The sequence below is a fragment of the Streptomyces sp. enrichment culture genome (assembly GCF_964272895.1).
Lineage (GTDB): Bacteria > Actinomycetota > Actinomycetes > Streptomycetales > Streptomycetaceae > Streptomyces.
Genome location: NZ_OZ186832.1, coordinates 7,267,720 through 7,284,783, shown reverse-complemented (window position 1 = coordinate 7,284,783; position 17,064 = coordinate 7,267,720). Strand labels below are relative to the sequence as shown.

Sequence of the window (17,064 nt, the reverse complement as noted above, 5' to 3'; positions counted from 1 at the left end):
CACTCGAAACGCTCGCTATCCTGAGCGGCATGGACACGAAGGAGCAGCTGCGCCACGCAGCGGAGAAGCTGGCCCTGACCCTGGCTCAGAGCGGGATGCAGAAGACGACGGCCCGGGTGATGACCGCCCTGCTCTACACCGAGCAGGACACCATGACCGCCGCCGACCTGTGCGAGGAGCTGTCCATCAGTTCCGGGGCCGTGTCCACCGCGATCAAGCAGCTCATTCCCGTCGGGCTGGTCGAACGCGTCCCCGCGCCCGGCAGTCGCCGCGACCACTACCGCTTCCGCGAAGGCGCCTGGGCCACCCTCATGTCCCAGCAGAACGCCATGCTCGACGTGATGCTGGGCGCCGCGAAGGACGGCATCGACGCGGCCCGGGCCGGCTCCCCCACCGCTCGGCGTCTCCACGAGATGCAGGACTTCTACGCCTACATGGCACGCGAGATGCCCACACTCATCGAGAACTGGCGCAAGGAATATCAGCCGTAAGCCGTTTTCACCCTTGGTTTGAGCAGGTCAGGTGAAGGGTGAGGAGGGGCCTGAACAAGGCTGGTGATGCGGGTGGTGCTGCACCACAACCGGCATAGGAGTCGCCAGACCTTGAGCGTGACCCTGGCCTGCTGGCCCAGCGCCCCAATTTTTGGCGACCGAGATGGGGCACGCGGACGGTTCCCGGACCAGCAGGGCCTGCCGGTTCGTTCCGAGCCGGCGCCACCGCGTTCTGCGTTCACGACGCAGCAAAGTTCCGCCCAGCTCAACCAGGGGCGAGCCTCGTCGGCATCAACACTGAGGTTGAAGAAGGTGCTCATCGGGCGTGTGTTGCGCACCACCCAGTTGGGCGAGACGCTGCTGCCCAAGCCGCTGGCCATCCCGGTCTTCTGCAGCGACCCGCTCTGCTCCGTGGCGTACGCGACGGTGGAGATCCTGCTCATCCTCGCGTTCGGCGGCATTCAGCGGCGCCGCCGTCATGGCGGACTGGCGGAAGCGGGCACCCGTCTCCGGCAGGTCGCGCTCGCGACCGCACAGCACCGGCAGACGGCCTGGCGCTCTCACCGTCCGTCGGTGCCGCGAAATGTGTGGCGCTGGGTGATCCGGGAGATGTCCCGTGCCGTGATGATGCCGACCAGGCGCGGGCCGTCCATGACGGGGATGCACACGCCGACGCCTGGCGTGAGCCTTTCCAGTACGTCTTCCAGGAGATCGTCAGGTGCGCATGTGTGGCCCTGTGGCAGCGGCGTCGCCACGTCCCGCACGCGCAATGTTTCCCGCTGCGGTGCAGGGATTCTCGCGAGCCTCGGGAGTTGCAGCAAGCCGCTGGGGCGTCCGTCGAAGGCGGTCAGGACCAGCGTCGAGTGCTGGGCCCGCAGGGCCACGTCGTCGATGCAGCGTTGCACAGTGATCCAGTCCGGGCAGCTTTCCACGGGGCTCGTCATGGCGTCGGCCGCCCGCACTCCACGCAGGGCGGGCGCCAGCTTCGCGTACTGGCGTTCCGCGTTGGCGACGATGAGGACGAAGAAGCCGATGATCGCCAGCCAGAGACCGCTCAGGGCGCCGCCCAGCACGGAGATCCATCCGACGGCGATCAGCAGCATGCCCAGGACCTGCCCGCCGCGCGCGGCTGCTCGCTCGGCGCGGTCCCGGTCTCCGGTACGCCACCACATCGCCGCCTGTACCACGCGCCCGCCGTCGAGCGGCGCTGCCGGCAGCAGGTTGAACACGCACAGCACCACGTTCACCCAGCCCAGCCACACCAGGACTGCGGCGGGCATCGCCCAGTCGGACACCGCGTCCACACCGATGCCGGCCCCGATGCCGATCGCGCCGACGAGGAGGCTGGTGAGCGGCCCGGCCACGGCCACCAGGAAGGCCGCCCCGGCTCCGCGGGGCCTGCCCATCTCGGTCATCCCGCCCAGCGCCCACAACGTGATGCTCTGGACCTTGATGCCCTTCTTCCGGGCCGTGATCGCGTGGGCGGCCTCGTGCGCAAGCAGGCTGACGACGAGCAGCAGTGCCCCAGCGAGGCCGGCGACGGTGTACGCGGCGCCCGACTGGTCCGGCACCGCAGCGGGGAGAGTGCGGCTCCCCAGGCTGTACCCGAAGAGCACTACGGGCAGGGGCACGCTCCAGTGGATGCGCAGCGGCACCCCGAGAACTCGCCCCATCCGTGCCGAGACGTTCATGACCATCTCCTGCGGACCGAGGTGACCGGTCCTTCACCCGCGCCCTTGCGACGCGGGCCTCGGGACCGCTTCGGCAAGACGTCCGCCTACTGCAAGTCTCGCTCGGAAACGGCATCCCTTGGCGCTGGGTATGGGCGAACGCGGCCGGGGCGAGGCAGCGCGGTCGCCGCCTTCCGGCGTCGGCCGTGCCGTCCGTCGTCGCTGCGGTCATCCGCGTCATCCGGTTCACGGTGGAGCGGACAGTTCAGCGCGTCCATCAGCGAGACCAGATCAGGAACGTCCCGGGCGAGACGACGCTCGATCTCGGCGAGGAGGAGGCAGTCCGATTGACGACCGTCGGCATCCTTGCCGGCAGAGCCGCCGCCCGCCCTCGTCCGACGGTTCCGCTTCCGGAGTCGGTGGTGGAATGCGGCGGCGGTACGACGACTCCGACCCGCAAGCGGTGGAGCTCGCGCCGTTCGGACCTCCCCCGCGTCGACGGCGGGTACCGCAGTCCGGCATCAAGAAGACGTAAAGACTGCCGGAATACGGCAATGCGCCGTAAGACAGTGCCAGTTCAAGATGGTGTCGGGCCGAACATGGCGGTATGCCGATGCCGTGTTCTGGCATCAGTGGTGAGCGCCGGGACCGGACAATGATGCTTGGGGGTGGGGACATGAGGAAGGTCATCGACGCGGCCGCGCAGTTCCCCACCCTCATCTTCACCTCTGCCCTGCTGGTCACCCTCTGCTTCTGGCTGCTGGCCCTGCTGGGCAGGGCCGACGTCCGGGCCTTCGACGCCGATGCCCCCTCGCTGGCCCGGACACTGCGGGGTGCGCCTGTCACCGTCGCCGCGACCGTCGCGATCACGTGCGCCTGGCTGGTCAGCCTCACGGGGTCGCTCTTGCTGGGGTCGGCGGGCTCGACGGGAATCAGCGGTGCGGTGGCCCGCATCATGCTGCTCGGGCTGTCCGCGCTCATCGCGTGGAGGGTGACGCGGGGTGCCGCGGCCGCTCTGGCCAAGTCCCTGTTCCCCGAGGAACCTGGGGCGCGCTCGCAGAAGTTGGCGAGTGGCGCCCCGTTCGACCCCGGCAGTCGTCACTCTCGCGACTGAACGGCCACGCACCCGCGGCAGGAACGCCGGGCGGTGCCCGCGCAGCCGTGCGCACCCTGGCGAGCCGTCGCGCCGCCTGAGACGTCGTCCCCTCTTCGCAGACTTCAAGGAATCTCCATGGATGCCATCACCGTGGGCATCGGCGTGACCGTCGCCGCTGTCCTGCTCGTCACGATCGTCGTGCTGTTCGTCGTCTCGCGGCTGTTCCGCAAGGTGGAGCAGGGCAAGGCGCTGATCGTCTCCAAGGTGCGCAAGGTCGATGTGACCTTCACCGGGCAGGTCGTGCTGCCGGTGCTGCACAAGGCCGAGGTGATGGACATCTCGGTGAAGACCATCGAGATCACCCGGGCCGGCAAGGAAGGGCTGATCTGCAAGGACAACATCCGCGCGGACATCCGCATCTCGTTCTTCGTCAAGGTCAACAAGACGGTGGAGGACGTCATCAAGGTCGCGCAGGCGGTCGGCACCGCGCGGGCCAGCGACCGGAACACGCTGCAGGAACTGTTCCACGCGAAGTTCTCCGAGGCACTGAAGACCGTCGGCAAGCAGATGGACTTCACCGACCTGTACACCAAGCGCGAGGAGCTGCGGTACCGGATCATCGAGGTGATCGGGGTCGACCTCAACGGCTACCACCTCGAGGACGCCGCGATCGACTATCTGGAGCAGACGCCGATCACCCAGCTCGACCCGGCCAACGTCCTCGACGCCCAGGGCATCCGCAAGATCACCGAACTGACCGCCGTGGAGCACGTACGCACCAACGAGGCGCAGCGCGGCGAGGAGAAGGAGATCACCCGGCAGAACGTCGACGCCCGCGAGGCGATCCTGGAGCTGGAGCGCCGGCAGGCGGACGCCGAGATCAAGCAGCGGCGGGAGATCGAGACCGTACGGGCCCGCGAGGAGGCCGAGACCGCGCGGGTGGTGGAGGAGGAGCGGCTGCGGGCGCAGTCCGCCTTCCTCAAGACCGAGGAACAGCTCGGCATCCAGCGTGAGAACCAGGCCCGCGAGGTCGCGGTCGCGCAGAAGAACCGCGAGCGGGTCATCGCCATCGAGAACGAGCGCATCGAGAAGGACCGCCTTCTGGAGGTCATCGCCCGCGAGCGGGAGACCGAGCTGACGAAGATCGCCGCATCGAAGGAGGTCGAGGCGGAGAAGCGGGAGATCGCCGAGGTGGTCCGCGAGCGCGTCGCCGTGGACCGTACGGTCGCCGAGCAGGAGGAGTCCATCAAGAAGCTGCGGGCCGTGGAGGAGGCGGAGCGGCAGCGGCAGTCCGTGATCATCGCCGCCGAGGCGGAGGCGCAGGAGCGGCTGGTCAAGGACATCAAGGCCGCCGAGGCCGCCGAGCAGGCCGCCGTGCACCGCGCCGCGGAGGAACTGACCCTCGCCGAGGCCCGGTTGAAGAGCGCCGATCTCGACGCGCAGGCCAAGCTGCGGCTCGCGGAGGGCATCCAGGCGGAGGCCGCCGCCGAGGGGCTGGCCGCGGTGCAGGTGCGCGACAAGGAGGCGGAGGTCATCGAGAAGGCGGGCCGTGCGGAGGCCGAGGCGACGCAGGCGCGCATGCTGGCGGAGGCCGAGGGCGCGAAGGCCAAGGCGCTCGCGGAGGCGGAGGCCATCGGCGAGAAGCTGAAGGCGGAGGCCGCCGGTCTCACCGAGAAGGCCGCGGCGATGGCCGCCCTCGACGAGGCGTCCCGCACGCACGAGGAGTACCGGCTGCGCCTGGAGGCGGAGAAGGACATCCGGCTCGCCGGGCTGGACGTGCAGCGGCAGGTCGCCGAGGCGCAGGCCACCGTACTGGCCACCGGGCTGGAGAACGCCGACATCAGCATCGTCGGCGGCGAGTCCGTCTTCTTCGACCGGCTGGTCGGGGCCATCGCGCTCGGCAAGGGCGTCGACGGATTCGTCCAGCACTCCGAGACCGCGCAGGCACTGGCGAAGCCCTGGCTGGACGGGACGTCGAGTTTCACCGACGACCTCAGCCGTGCGCTGGGCTCGGTGTCCACGGCCGATGTGCAGAACCTGACCGTGTCCGCCCTGCTGATGAAGCTGATGAACGGTGGCGGAGCCGACGCCGGACAGCTGAAGCAACTGCTGGACAGGGCGGGCGAGCTGGGCCTCGCCGACACCCCGCTGGCCGCCCTGAACGGCCACGCCCAGGTCTGACCGGCCACGGTCCGGAGCTGCCGCACAGGGGACGGCAGCTCCGGACCGTTCTTTCCGACGCGATGAGAGGGACCCCATGACCACCGGCCTGGACACGGGCATGTACGACGTGCTGCGCGACCGCCTCACCGCGCAGGCGGCCGAACTCGCCCGCCGTGCGGAGGCATTGAACGCCCGCCGCCTGGAGGAGTTCGGCTCGTTGCGGCTGGAGCTGGCCGGCACCGAGCGGCTGCGCACCGAGCACAACTGCGTGCCCCGCGACATCGTCTCCGTCGGCGACACCCTGCTCTTCGGCCACAACGTCTTCCTGGGCCAGAAGCCCGAGACGACCGTGCGGGACGTCTTCGCGCTGCACGACCGCGACCTGAACCGGCTGCCCGACGACGCCGTGCCCGGTCTCCTCGACGACCCGGCGTTCCTGCGTGAGTTCGCCGCCCTCTACCGCTACTACCGCCAGGCGCACCTCCTCCAGCTCCGCCGCGTCGACGGCAAACTGCTGGCCGTCTTCCAGACCGGCGAGAAGGCCGCCGACATCCGCGTCCTGCGCTGGGCGCTCACCGACGACGGACAGGCCGCGTTCCTCGACGGGCGTGGCGAGCGCGACCACGTCTTTCCGCCCTCGCACGACTTCGAGTGGACCCCGGCGACCCGCGAGGACCATGTCCTCGGCCGCCACCCGCACGTCTCCGTCCAGGGCGAGGTCTTCGTCGAGACCGTCGGCGGCACCCTCACCGTCAAGATCGAGAACGACACCGAGACCGGCGAGGGCATCTACGCCGAGCCTGTCGACGAGCCCCTGCAGTCCCTCGCCGACGCCGACATCGCGCACGCGCGCGTGGGCGCCCTGATCCTGCTGCGCGTCCGCCCCTACAAGGAGGACACCGACCGCTACCTGGTCTTCAACACCCTCACCAGGACCGTCGTCCGCCTCGACGGCATCGGCCAGGCGTGCCGACGCCTGCCGGAGGACCAGGGCATCGTCTTCCCCGGCGGCTACTGCCTCGCCACTGGCGCCCACAGGACGTACGAACTGGACACGGCGGACCTGGAGTTCGAGCGTGAGGTGCGCTCGCCCAACGGAGAGGACGTCCTGTACGCCTTCCACGCGCGCGTGGAGGGCCGCAGCCTGCTGCTGCCGTACAACATGATCCGCAAGGAGATCGCCACCCCCCTGTCCTGCCACGGCTGGGCGCTGTTCGACGACGGCGCGCTCGTCGTGCTGCGCGCCGACAGCGACGAGCCGCGGCGCGTGCACCCGGTCCAGCTGTGGACGTCCCCGTACGTCTCCGACCTGCACGCCGCCGCCCAGCCCGTCGGCACCGGCCCGCTCGCCCGCGTCGGCAACGCCGACCTCGTCCGCGGCATCTCCGACTGCCTGTCCCTCACCCGCGCGGTCGCCGAGACGACACCCACGACCGAGGTGTACGAGGCGCTGGCCGCCGCCTGTGTCCGGGCAACCGACTCCTCCCACTGGCTGGGCGAGGCCGAACTCGGCGATTTGCTGGCGCCGCTCACGCAGCTGCGGACCACCGCCGAACAGGTGGTGTCCGAGTTCGAGGCCGTCCAGGCCCTCACCCGAGGGGCCGCCGAGGCCCTCGCCGAGGCCGCCGCGCAGGTGGCCCGCGTCGTACGGCGCCTGCGCGGCGAGGCTCCGCGCAGCGCCGCGGCCTGGGTCACCGGACTCGCCGAACTCCGGCATGCACAGGGGCGGCTGCTCACCCTCAAGGACATGCGGTACGCGGACACCGTCCGCATCGACGAGCTCGCCGCCGACGTCGAGTCCGATCTCGCCGCCTTCGGCCGGCGGGCCGTCGAGCACCTGGCCCGCGAGGACGCCTTCGCCGGCCACCACGCCGACATCGAGCGGCTCGTCGCCGACGCCGAGACGATCGCCACCGTCGCCGAGGCCGCGCCCCTCGCCGCCCGCATCGAGGATCTGACCGACGGGCTGCGCACGGTCACCGAGGTCGTCGCCGGTCTGGACATCGGCGACGCGACCGTCCGGACGTCGATCCTGGAACGGATCGCCGAGGTCCTCGGCGGCGCCAACCGCGCCCGCGCCACCCTCGACGGCCGCCGCCGAGAGCTGCTCGACCGCGAGGGGCGCGCGGAGTTCGCCGCCGAGTTCGCCCTGCTCGGGCAGTCCGCCACCGGCGCGCTCGCGGCCGCCGGCAGCCCCGAGGCATGCGACGACCAGCTCGCCCGCATGCTCGTACAGGTGGAGAACCTGGAAGCGCGGTTCGCCGAGTTCGACGATTTCCTCTCCGACCTGGCGGACAAGCGGGACGAGATCCACGAGGCGTTCTCCGCCCGCAAGCAGACCCTCGTCGACGCCCGTTCCCGCCGCGCCGAGCGCCTGGCCGACTCGGCGGCCCGCGTTCTGCGGACGGTCAGCCGCCGCGCCGCCGCGCTCGCCGACGCGGACGCCGTCACCACGTACTTCACCTCCGACCCGATGCCCGCCAAGGTCCGCCGCGTCGCCGACGAACTGCGCGCACTCGGCGATCAGGTGCGGGCGGAGGAGCTGGACGGCCGCCTGAAGTCCGCCCGCCAGGAGGCCCTGCGCGCCCTGCGGGACCGCACCGACCTGTACGCCGACGACGGCCGCACACTCCGCCTGGGCACCCACCGCTTCGCCGTCAACACGCAGCCCCTCGACCTCACCCTGGTCCCGCACGGCGACGGCCTGGCCTTCGCGCTGACCGGCACCGACTACCGCGCCCCGGTGACCGACCCCGACTTCGCCGCGACCCGCCCGTACTGGGACCGCCCGCTGCCGTCGGAGTCCGCGGAGGTGTACCGCGCCGAGCACCTCGCCGCCCGGCTGCTGGACGAGCACGGCTCGCAGGCCCTCGCGGAGGCCGATCTGCCGGCCCTGGTCCGGCAGGCCGCGGAGACGGCGTACGACGAGGGCTACGAGCGTGGCGTCCACGACCATGACGCGACGCTGATCCTCGCCGCGCTCCTGCGCCTGCACGAGGGCGCCGGGCTGCTCCGCCACGAGCCCGCCGCCCGTGCCGCCGCCCAGCTCTTCTGGGCACACCGGACGACGGCCGAAGTACGCGAGAGCTGGACCCGGCGCGCGGTGTCCCTGGCCCGAGCGCGGGACACGTTCGGCCTGGCGCCCGCGATCGCCGACGTGCAAGCGGAGTTGGCAGAGGCGATCGGCGGTGAAACCTCCGGTGCCGCCGCCGAGTACCTCTTCGAGGAGCTGACCACCTGCCCCGACGGCTTCGTCATCAGCAGTGGCACGCGCACACTGCTCGACACATTCCGCCGCACCGTGGGCACGTCCGCCTACGACGACGACCTCACCCGACTCTCCGACCTGGCCGCCCGCCGGCAGCTCGTCGAGGCGTGGCTGACGTCGTACACCTCCGCCACCGGCACGGACATCTCCCCCGGCGACCTGGCCGAAGCGGTGACCGCCGAGCTCTGCCCGGATCTGCTCCGGTACGAGTCCGACGCGCCGCTGACCGGGACCGTCGAGGGGTTGCTCGGCACCCACCCGCGCATCATCGGGCGTACGCTCACCGTCCGCGTCGACGAATTCCTCGCCCGAACCCAGCGGTTCCGCACCCATGAGGTCCCGGCCCATCGCGCCTACCAGCGCCGCCGTACCACTCTGGTGACCGCCGAGCGCGCTCGGATCCGCCTGGACGAGTACCGGCCGCAGGTGATGTCGGCGTTCGTGCGCAGCCGTCTCATCGACGAGGTGTACCTGCCCCTCGTCGGCGACAGTCTCGCCAAGCAGCTCGGCACCACGGGCGAGTCCAAGCGCACCGACACCGGCGGCCTGCTCCTGCTCATCTCCCCTCCCGGTTACGGCAAGACGACGCTCATGGAGTACGTCGCCGACCGCCTCGGTCTGATCCTGGTGAAGGTGAACGGCCCGGCCCTCGGCCACGCCGTCACCTCCCTCGACCCGGCCGAGGCTCCGAACGCCACCGCCCGCCAGGAGATCGAGAAGATCAACTTCGCGCTCGAGGCGGGCAACAACACCCTCCTCTACCTGGACGACATCCAGCACACCTCGCCGGAACTGCTGCAGAAGTTCATCCCGCTGTGCGACGCCACCCGCCGCATCGAGGGCGTGCGGGACGGTGAGCCGCGCACCTACGACCTGCGCGGCAAGCGGTTCGCCGTGTGCATGGCCGGCAACCCCTACACCGAGTCCGGCAGCCGCTTCCAGGTGCCCGACATGCTCGCCAACCGCGCCGACGTGTGGAACCTCGGAGACGTCCTGACCGGCAAGGAGGACGTCTTCGCGCTGAGCTTCATCGAGAACGCCCTGACCGCGAACCCCGTCCTGGCCCCGCTGGCCGGGCGCGACCGCGCCGACCTCGACCTGCTGATCCGCCTGGCCGAGGGCGACTCCACGGCCCGTGCCGACGGACTCACCCACCCGTACGCCCCCGCCGAGCTGGAGCGCGTCCTCGCGGTGCTGCGCCACCTGATCACGGCCCGCGAGACGGTCCTTGCGGTCAATGCCGCCTACATCGCCTCGGCGGCCCGGTCCGACTCCACCCGCACCGAACCGCCCTTCCGGCTCCAGGGCTCGTACCGCACCATGAACAAGATCGCCCAACGGATCCAGCCCGTCATGAACGACACCGAGCTGGCCGCGCTCATCGACGACCACTACCGGGCCGAGGCCCAGACCCTCACCACCGGCACCGAGGCCAATCTGCTCAAGCTCGCCGAACTGCGCGGCACGCTCACCGCCGAGCAGGCGAGCCGCTGGGCCGAGTTGAAAGCGGCGTATGTCCGCACCCAAACCCTCGGCGGCCCCGAGAATGACCCCCTCACCCGCGCGGTCGCCACCCTCGGTCTGCTCGCCGACCGGATCGCCGCCGTCGAGTCGGCCATCGACCGTGCCGCCGACCCACGCCACCTCGTCGCGAACCCCGCGGCCCGGCACGCCGCCCGCCCCGCGCTCGGCCGAGGGGAGCTCTGAGATGCCGCGCACTCGTCCGGCAGCTCCCCGGTATCTCTCAAAGCAGCGTCGACGGGCGCGAGATGCTGCCGAGGGACCCCGGTGTGCTTGGCGGTCGAGCGGCGGATGTGCGAGCCTTCTGTCACTCCTCCTTCGAAGGGACCGGCCCTGATGCTCGGCATGGTTGTCTGGGACGTCCGCTCCCGCGCTTCGGCGCCGGAGCGGTGACCGCCGACCCGTCTCGACGCACACGCCCGTCCGCCGACCGGCGTGGGTGCGGTCCGCTCGTCGTCGAAGTGCTCTTCGTGCCCTTGCACGCTCGACCACGAGGAGTACGTGGTGTCCACCATCCGCTGGACCGAGAACGACACCCCCCGGTCCGCCCGCTGGCATTCCGAGAACGGCACGCCTGTCCCGCGGCGAACCATCGTCGTCGACGACCGGACGAGGGCCGACGACGCCTACCGACAGGCATGCGAAGGAACGGCCCTGCTCTGGCGAGGCGACTTCCACAACGCCCGGCAGCTTCTGCAGGCGTTGGGCCGTCGCGTCGACCGCAAGCCGGTCGGGCCGGGCGCGTCCCCGGCCGAGAACTTCCACCTGCATCGACGCCGTAGCAGTCACCGCGCCCGCGTACTCGGACGACTCCTGGTGGTGCTGGAGGACGACTACACGTTGACCGTGCGACGCGCCCCCGACGTCCGCCAGGCGTGTCGGGAAGCCTACGGTCCCGCGACGGGACCCATGGCGGTCTCGCTGCGGGAGCTGCTGGGCGTGCTCGGCGCCCACCAGTGGCGCCTGAAGGGGGTCGACGTGCCGGCGCTCGGCAGGCGAATCCACCCTCACTACGGCGTGTTCGCGCCCGTCAGAGGCGAGTACGTCGATCTGGTCGCCGGTGCTGCCCTGCCGCCGGCGATCCGGCACCGTACCGCCGCGAGTACGGCGTTCGACCTCGGCACCGGGACCGGTGTCCTCGCCGCGGTCCTCGCCCACCGCGGTGTCGGGCACGTCGTGGCCACCGACATCAGCCCCCGAGCGCTGGCCTGCGCCAGGGACAACGTCCGTCGGCTCGCGCTGACCGACCGTGTCGAGGTGTCGGGGCCGTGTCTGTTCCCCGACGGCCGCGCCGACCTCGTGGTGTGCAACCCGCCCTGGCTCCCCGGCCGCCCGGCCGGCCCCGTCGAACAGGGCGTCTACGACCCGGGGAGCACCATGCTCCACGGTTTCCTCGCCGGACTGTCCGCCCGTCTGCGACCAGGCGGCGAGGGCTGGCTCGTGCTGTCCGACCTGGCAGAGCAGCTCGGCCTGCGGACCCGTCAGCAGCTGCTCGACGCCGTCGAGGCGGCCGGGCTGCGCGTCGTGGGCAAGATCGACGCCAGGCCCCGGCATCCTCGCTCCCGCGACGCCGCCGACCCGCTCCACGCGGCACGGAGCGCGGAGACCACGTCCCTGTGGCGGCTGACCGTATGACCGGCACCTGGACCACGCGGTCCCGTCCCGCCGCACGGTTCCGCCGGTGAGCACATCCCGTGGGCGGCCAACCGACGCTCACGGGATGCCCGGTGGTCCTGCGCGCGCAGGACGGCCGGCTACTCGTACCGGTACTTCAGCGAGTCCGCCTCCGCCTGTTCCACGTCGGCGATCGTCAGTTCCGGCATCCGCAGCTGGGCCAGCGTCACCTCGGCCGAGGTGGGCTGCATGTCCGCGGGCAGCCACTGGTCCGGCTTCCAGGCCCCGCTGCGCAGGAGCGACTTGGGGCAGTGCGGGTAGACCTCCTCGATCCCCACGACCAGCGCGCTGGCCGGGGGCTTGCCCACGGCGGTCAGCTGTGACAGCAGCTCCGGGCGGGTGGAGACGCAGGCCCGGCCGTTCACCCGGAGGGTGGTCGTGCGTCCCGGAACGAGGAAGAGCAGCCCGGCTCGTCCGGTGGCGACGACGTTCTGCAGGGTGTCCAGACGGTTGTTGCCGGTCGCGTCCGGTATCGCCACCGTCCGTGCGTCCAGGACGGAGACGAACCCGGCGGGGCCGCCGCGCGGGGAGACGTCACAGTGGCCCTCGGCGTCCACGCTGGCGACCAGGACCAGTGAGGAGCAGCCGATCAACCGTCTGGTCTCCTCGGTGAGTTCGGTCATCTGCTTGCGCAACGCCGTGTCCTTGGGGAATGCGTAGACCTCGCGCAGGGCCTGCTGGTCGCGCAGCGCGTCGAGGCGGAGTGAGTCGAATGCGGTGCCGGTGAGGGGTGTCGTCATGCCCCGACCCTAAGGGGCGACCGATCAGTCGTTGATCTTGACCGGCCAGTGCGGGGCAGGGACGGGCCGACGACACGAGATCGTCTGCGCCGGCCGGGTCCCGGTGACACCGGTCCGTCCGAGGGATTCAGTGATCGTCGGCCTGTGCGGTGCGTGAGCGCTCCGGCGACCTTATTAGACGCTGCGTCAAATTACCGAACCGTAACCTGCTGGATGCTACCCGCGGTAACCCCTGTGCCTCTACGGTCCCCTCACCCCACTCGTCCCGGCGCACGGGCGACCGCCTCCCCGTGCTCCGCTTCTTCGTACGCCGCTTCACAGGAGGTCTCCCCATGCCCGCCCGCAGACGGCTTCTGCCCGCGGCGGTCACCGCCGCGGCCTGCCTGGGCGCACAGGCCCTGGCCGCCCCCGCCGCCACCGCCGCGGACCCCGTCGTGTCCCGCGGTGTCACCCTTCCCGCCTTCTACACCCCGCCCGCCACCCTGCCCGCCGCGAACGGCGCGCTGGTGCGGAGCGAGCCGCTGCCGCTGGCGCTGAGCCTGCCGAGCCTGGACGGCCCGCTGCCCGGCCGCGCGACCCGGCTGATGTACAAGTCCACCGACGCGGCCGGCCGACCCGTCGCCGTCACCGGCGCCTACATCGAACCCACGGCCACCTGGAAGGGCGGCGGCGCGCGCCCGCTGGTCGCGGTGGCCCCCGGCACCATGGGCCAGGGCGACCAGTGCGCGGCCTCCCTCGGACTGGAGCGCCCGATCCTGCTCAACGGCCAGACGGTCTCCGTCGGCTACGAGGATCTGTCGATCTACCGGCTGCTGGCCGCGGGCGTCGCCGTCGTCGTCACCGACTACGGCGGCCTCGGCACGACCGACCGGCTGCACACCTACGTCAACCGTGTCGACGAGGCGCACGCGGTGCTGGACGCGGTACGCGCCGCCCGTTCGCTGCCCGGCACCTCGCTGACCGCCGACTCCCGGATCGGGCTCTTCGGCTACAGCCAGGGCGGCGGCGCCACGGCAGCGGCGGCCGAGCTCCAGCCCGCCTACGCCCCCGACGTCCGCCTCTCCGGCAGCTACGTCGGCGCGCCCCCGGCCGACCTCACCGAGGTCACCGAGGCGATCGACGGCAGTGAGCTGGCCGGAGCGCTCGGCTGGTCGCTCAACGGATTCCTCCAGTCCGACCCGTCGCTGCGGCCGATCGCCGAGGCGCATCTCAACAGCGCGGGCAAGGACGCGCTGGCCGACCTGTCGACCATGTGCGTGGGCGACGCCCTGTTCGGCTACGGCTACCGGCGCAGCACCCGGTGGACCACCGACGGCAGCTCGCTCAGCGAGATCATCGCCGCCACGCCCGCCCTCCAGGCGTTCCTCGACACGCAGCGCATCGGCACCCTGAAGCCGTCCGGCCCGGTCCGGGTGGCGACCGGCGTCAACGACAACCTGGTCCCGCACGGGCAGGCCCGCCGGCTCGCCGTCGACTGGTGCCGCAAGGGCGCCGACGTCACGTACCAGGCCGTCGTCCTGCCGAATGTCGTCAGTCCCCTGCTCAACCACTTCGGTCCGCTCCTGACCGATCAGGACGACGCGGTCTCCTGGCTCACCGACCGGCTGTCCGGGCGGGCGGCCGGCTCGAACTGCTGGAGCATGCCCCTGCAGCCCTGACCGGGCTCCCTCGGACGCGGGAACCCTCCTCGCCGCCGGTTTCACCCGCCGCCCACGGGTGACGCATGGGAAGGTGTGGCGCCGCTCCGCCCGGCGGTACCGGCGCCACGGCCCGATCCGGTGGCGAGGAGGTAGGCCCGCGTGGAACCCGAGGCACCGACAGGCTCCGGCCGGCAGCGGTGGAAGGCCCTGTGGGTCACATTGGTGACCGGGTTCATGAGCCTGCTCGACGTGACGATCGTCGTGGTGGCGCTGCCCTCGCTCCAGCGGGATCTGCACGCCTCGGCGGCCTCGGTGCAGTGGGTCGTCTCCGGCTATGCCCTGGCGTTCGCGCTGGCCCTGGTGCCGGCCGGGCGTCTCGGGGACGCGGTGGGCAGGCGCCGTATCTTCCTGTGGGCGCTCACCGCCTTCGTGGTGTGCAGCGCCGCCGCGGGCGCCGCGCCCACCGTGGCGCTGCTCATCGCGGCGCGCATCGCGCAGGGCGTGGCCGCGGGCTGTCTCGCCCCGCAGAACTCCGCGCTGATCCAGCAGATGTTCCGCGGCGCCGAGCGCGGCCGCGCCTTCGGTCTCTTCGGCGCCACCGTCGGTGTGTCCAGCGCGGTCGGGCCCGTCGCCGGGGGCCTGATCCTGACGCTCGCCTCCGGCCCGGACGGCTGGCGGTGGATCTTCTACGTCAATGTGCCGGTCGGCCTGACCGCGCTGCTGCTGGGCGTCCGGCTGCTGCCCCGCACGGCGCCCGGTCGCGGTCAGCGGCTCGATCTGCCCGGGGTGGCCCTGCTCGGCGCGGGTGTCCTGGCGCTGATGCTGCCGCTGGTGTTCGCGGAGGCGGGGGGACTGGCCCGGCTGTGGTGGCTGTTCCCGGCCGGGGCCGCGCTGCTGGTCGTCTTCGTCCGCTGGGAGCGCCGGGTCACCGCGCGCGACGGCCAGCCGCTGCTCGACCCGCGGCTGGCCACCGACGCGCGCGGATACCTGCCGGGTGCCGTCCTGGGTGCCCTGTACTTCCTCGGGTTCAGCGGGGTCTGGCTGGTCTTCGCGCTGTTCTTCCAGAACGGGCTCGGCTACTCGCCGCTCGGCTCCGGGCTCGCGGTGACCCCGTTCGCGCTCGGCTCGGCGGCGGCCGCCGTGGTGGCGGGTCGGCTGGTGGAGCGGCTGGGCCGGCTGCTCACCGTGTGCGGGCTGGTCACGGTGATGGCCGGGCTGGGTGCGGCGGCGCTGGTCCTGCGGTTCGCGCCGGCCGGTGCCCTCCCCTGGCTCGCCGCCCCCGCCCTGCTCGTCGGTGGCCTGGGCAGCGGCTGTGTGATCTCCCCGAACGTCACCATGACCCTGCGGGACGTCCCGGTCCGGATGGCGGGCGCCGCGGGCGGCGCGCTGCAGACCGGACAGCGGCTCGGTGCGGCGGTCGGTACGGCGCTCCTGCCCGGCCTGTTCTACCTGGTGCTCAACGCCACCGGTGACGACTACCGGACCGCCGTCTTCGTCGCCGTCGCCGCTGTGGACGCCGCCATGCTCGCCGCCCTCGCGGTGGCCGTCAGGGACTGGCGGCGCGACCGGAGGGCCGGGGCCCGGACCCGCGCCGGCCGACCGGGGCCCCGCCGGGCGCACACCGGCCGGCGCTGATCCGCCCCGGCTCGGGCGAGCCGCCCCGGCACGGAGACCGGCCGCCGCACCGGGGTTCAGCCCACGTGGTGGGTGTCGTTGAGGGCGCGCACCGTGGCGGTGCCGTCCGCGTCGTAGGTCACGGTCGACAGGGAGGCTGCCGCGACGTCCATGCGGAACAGGGTGTGCGGCGGGGCCTGGAGGGCGAGGCGGATCAGGGTTCGGATGGGGCCGACGTGCGAGACGATCAGGACGCTGGTGCCGGCGTACCGGGCGAGCAGGGCGTCGCGTACGGCGGCGGACCGGCGGGCGACCTGGTGCATGGGCTCGCCCCCGCCCGAGGGGGGAGCCTCGGGCGAGGCGAGCCAGGCGCTCAGGTCCTGCGGGTGGCGTGCGCGGACTTCGGCGAAGGTCAGGCCCTCCCAGGCGCCGAAGTCCGCCTCCCGCAGGTCCGGTTCGACCTGGACGCTCAGGCCGAGGCGCGCGGCCACGGCCTGAGCGGTCTGCCGGCAGCGCCGCATCGGTGACGTGACGACCGCCTCGATGTCGCCGCGGCGGGCGAGGGCGTCCGCCGCCGCCCGGGCCTGGCGGTGGCCGGCCGGTGAGAGTCCGGGGTCGGATCCTCCGCTGCCGGACAGCCGCCGCTCGGGGGTGAGCGGGGTCTCGCCGTGCCGCAGCAGGACGAGCGTCGTCACGTCGCTCACCGCGCGGACTTCGCGAAGTGGTCCCGTACGGCGTCGGTCTGCTTCTCCATGATGTCGATGATGCCCTCGACCACGTCGAGGTCGGCGTCGTCGGCGATCTCCAGGATCCGTGACCAGTCGAAGAAGCTGCGGGTCGGGTCGTTGGTGATGGGGAACACGCGGATGGTCGCCTCGTAGCTGGCGACTCCGCTGGTGGGGGCGACGGCCCGGTAGGACTGGGTCTTGTTGATCTCGTCGCGGGCGGCGATCTCCTGCTGGACGACCTTGCCGCTGAGCGTGAGCCGGAAGTCGTAGCGGGCCGGGACCGTTTCGACCGAACCGCCTTCCACCCAGCTGACGTCCCGGTGGACGTCCAGGTCGCCGGGGGACACGATCTCCAGGATCTGCATGGCGTCGCGGATCGTCGCCCACACGGTGTCCGGGTCGGCGTCGAGGATCGTGGAGTGGTACATGGTGTGCTTGCGCTGGATCTTGCTCGGCACG

Annotated in this window: 10 protein-coding genes and 2 pseudogenes; 7 read left to right on the top strand and 5 right to left on the bottom strand. The window is 71.9% G+C overall.

Annotation, left to right across the window (positions count from 1 at the left end; all coding sequences use genetic code 11):
- The first annotated feature begins 29 nt into the window (after window positions 1-29).
- On the top strand, window positions 30-491 hold the full coding sequence (locus tag ACSU6M_RS32450; RefSeq protein ID WP_437074622.1) for a GbsR/MarR family transcriptional regulator: 462 nt from the start codon (window positions 30-32) through the stop codon (window positions 489-491).
- A gap of 7 nt (window positions 492-498) precedes the next feature.
- Here the strand turns inward: ACSU6M_RS32450 and ACSU6M_RS32445 are convergent.
- Together ACSU6M_RS32445 and ACSU6M_RS32440 are read right to left on the bottom strand one after the other, a co-directional pair.
- A pseudogene (locus ACSU6M_RS32445) lies at window positions 499-643 on the bottom strand (IS5/IS1182 family transposase); the annotation flags it as partial.
- Between the two features lie 408 nt (window positions 644-1,051).
- Complete coding sequence (locus tag ACSU6M_RS32440) at window positions 1,052-2,182, bottom strand: site-2 protease family protein (RefSeq protein WP_437074620.1); 1,131 nt, start codon at window positions 2,180-2,182, stop codon at window positions 1,052-1,054.
- Window positions 2,183-2,837: 655 nt separating this feature from the next.
- Between ACSU6M_RS32440 and ACSU6M_RS32435 the strand changes: the two genes are divergently transcribed.
- The 4 genes from ACSU6M_RS32435 to ACSU6M_RS32420 all read left to right on the top strand — a co-directional run bounded on the left by ACSU6M_RS32435 (window position 2,838) and on the right by ACSU6M_RS32420 (window position 11,844).
- The gene (locus ACSU6M_RS32435; RefSeq protein WP_437074619.1) at window positions 2,838-3,275 is read left to right on the top strand and encodes a hypothetical protein; all 438 of its coding nucleotides are present in this window, start codon (window positions 2,838-2,840) and stop codon (window positions 3,273-3,275) included.
- 117 nt (window positions 3,276-3,392) lie between these two features.
- Window positions 3,393-5,438, top strand: a complete 2,046-nt coding sequence (locus ACSU6M_RS32430; RefSeq protein WP_437074617.1) for a flotillin family protein — start codon at window positions 3,393-3,395, stop codon at window positions 5,436-5,438.
- Window positions 5,439-5,514: 76 nt separating this feature from the next.
- Entirely contained in the window at window positions 5,515-10,395 is a 4,881-nt protein-coding gene (locus tag ACSU6M_RS32425; protein ID WP_437074615.1) for a DNA repair ATPase, read from the top strand.
- Window positions 10,396-10,713: 318 nt separating this feature from the next.
- Complete coding sequence (locus ACSU6M_RS32420) at window positions 10,714-11,844, top strand: methyltransferase (RefSeq protein ID WP_437074614.1); 1,131 nt, start codon at window positions 10,714-10,716, stop codon at window positions 11,842-11,844.
- A 119-nt stretch (window positions 11,845-11,963) separates the two neighbouring features.
- Here the strand turns inward: ACSU6M_RS32420 and ACSU6M_RS32415 are convergent, their stop codons facing one another.
- The gene (locus ACSU6M_RS32415; protein WP_437074612.1) at window positions 11,964-12,623 is read right to left on the bottom strand and encodes an MSMEG_1061 family FMN-dependent PPOX-type flavoprotein; all 660 of its coding nucleotides are present in this window, start codon (window positions 12,621-12,623) and stop codon (window positions 11,964-11,966) included.
- Window positions 12,624-12,955: 332 nt separating this feature from the next.
- Here ACSU6M_RS32415 and ACSU6M_RS32410 point away from each other — a divergent pair, with 332 nt between their 5' ends.
- On the top strand, window positions 12,956-14,281 hold the full coding sequence (locus ACSU6M_RS32410; RefSeq protein WP_437074610.1) for a lipase family protein: 1,326 nt from the start codon (window positions 12,956-12,958) through the stop codon (window positions 14,279-14,281).
- 141 nt (window positions 14,282-14,422) lie between these two features.
- On the top strand, window positions 14,423-15,898 hold the full coding sequence (locus ACSU6M_RS32405) for an MFS transporter (protein WP_437074608.1): 1,476 nt from the start codon (window positions 14,423-14,425) through the stop codon (window positions 15,896-15,898).
- 56 nt (window positions 15,899-15,954) lie between these two features.
- On the opposite strand, the pseudogene ACSU6M_RS32400 reads toward ACSU6M_RS32405, so the two are convergent.
- Window positions 15,955-16,566 (bottom strand): annotated as a pseudogene (locus tag ACSU6M_RS32400) (histidine phosphatase family protein); the annotation flags it as partial.
- A gap of 11 nt (window positions 16,567-16,577) precedes the next feature.
- Complete coding sequence (locus ACSU6M_RS32395) at window positions 16,578-17,063, bottom strand: SRPBCC family protein (protein WP_437074606.1); 486 nt, start codon at window positions 17,061-17,063, stop codon at window positions 16,578-16,580.
- Window position 17,064 lies beyond the last annotated feature (1 nt).

Excerpts from the sequence above, each read along its gene's own strand:
- ACSU6M_RS32425 (WP_437074615.1), top strand. The coding sequence starts at position 5,515 with ATGACCACCGGCCTGGACACGGGCATGTACGACGTGCTGCGCGACCGC.
- ACSU6M_RS32440 (WP_437074620.1), bottom strand. The coding sequence starts at position 2,182 with ATGAACGTCTCGGCACGGATGGGGCGAGTTCTCGGGGTGCCGCTGCGC.
- ACSU6M_RS32450 (WP_437074622.1), top strand. The coding sequence starts at position 30 with ATGGACACGAAGGAGCAGCTGCGCCACGCAGCGGAGAAGCTGGCCCTG.
- ACSU6M_RS32415 (WP_437074612.1), bottom strand. The coding sequence starts at position 12,623 with ATGACGACACCCCTCACCGGCACCGCATTCGACTCACTCCGCCTCGAC.
- ACSU6M_RS32435 (WP_437074619.1), top strand. The coding sequence starts at position 2,838 with ATGAGGAAGGTCATCGACGCGGCCGCGCAGTTCCCCACCCTCATCTTC.
- ACSU6M_RS32410 (WP_437074610.1), top strand. The coding sequence starts at position 12,956 with ATGCCCGCCCGCAGACGGCTTCTGCCCGCGGCGGTCACCGCCGCGGCC.
- ACSU6M_RS32430 (WP_437074617.1), top strand. The coding sequence starts at position 3,393 with ATGGATGCCATCACCGTGGGCATCGGCGTGACCGTCGCCGCTGTCCTG.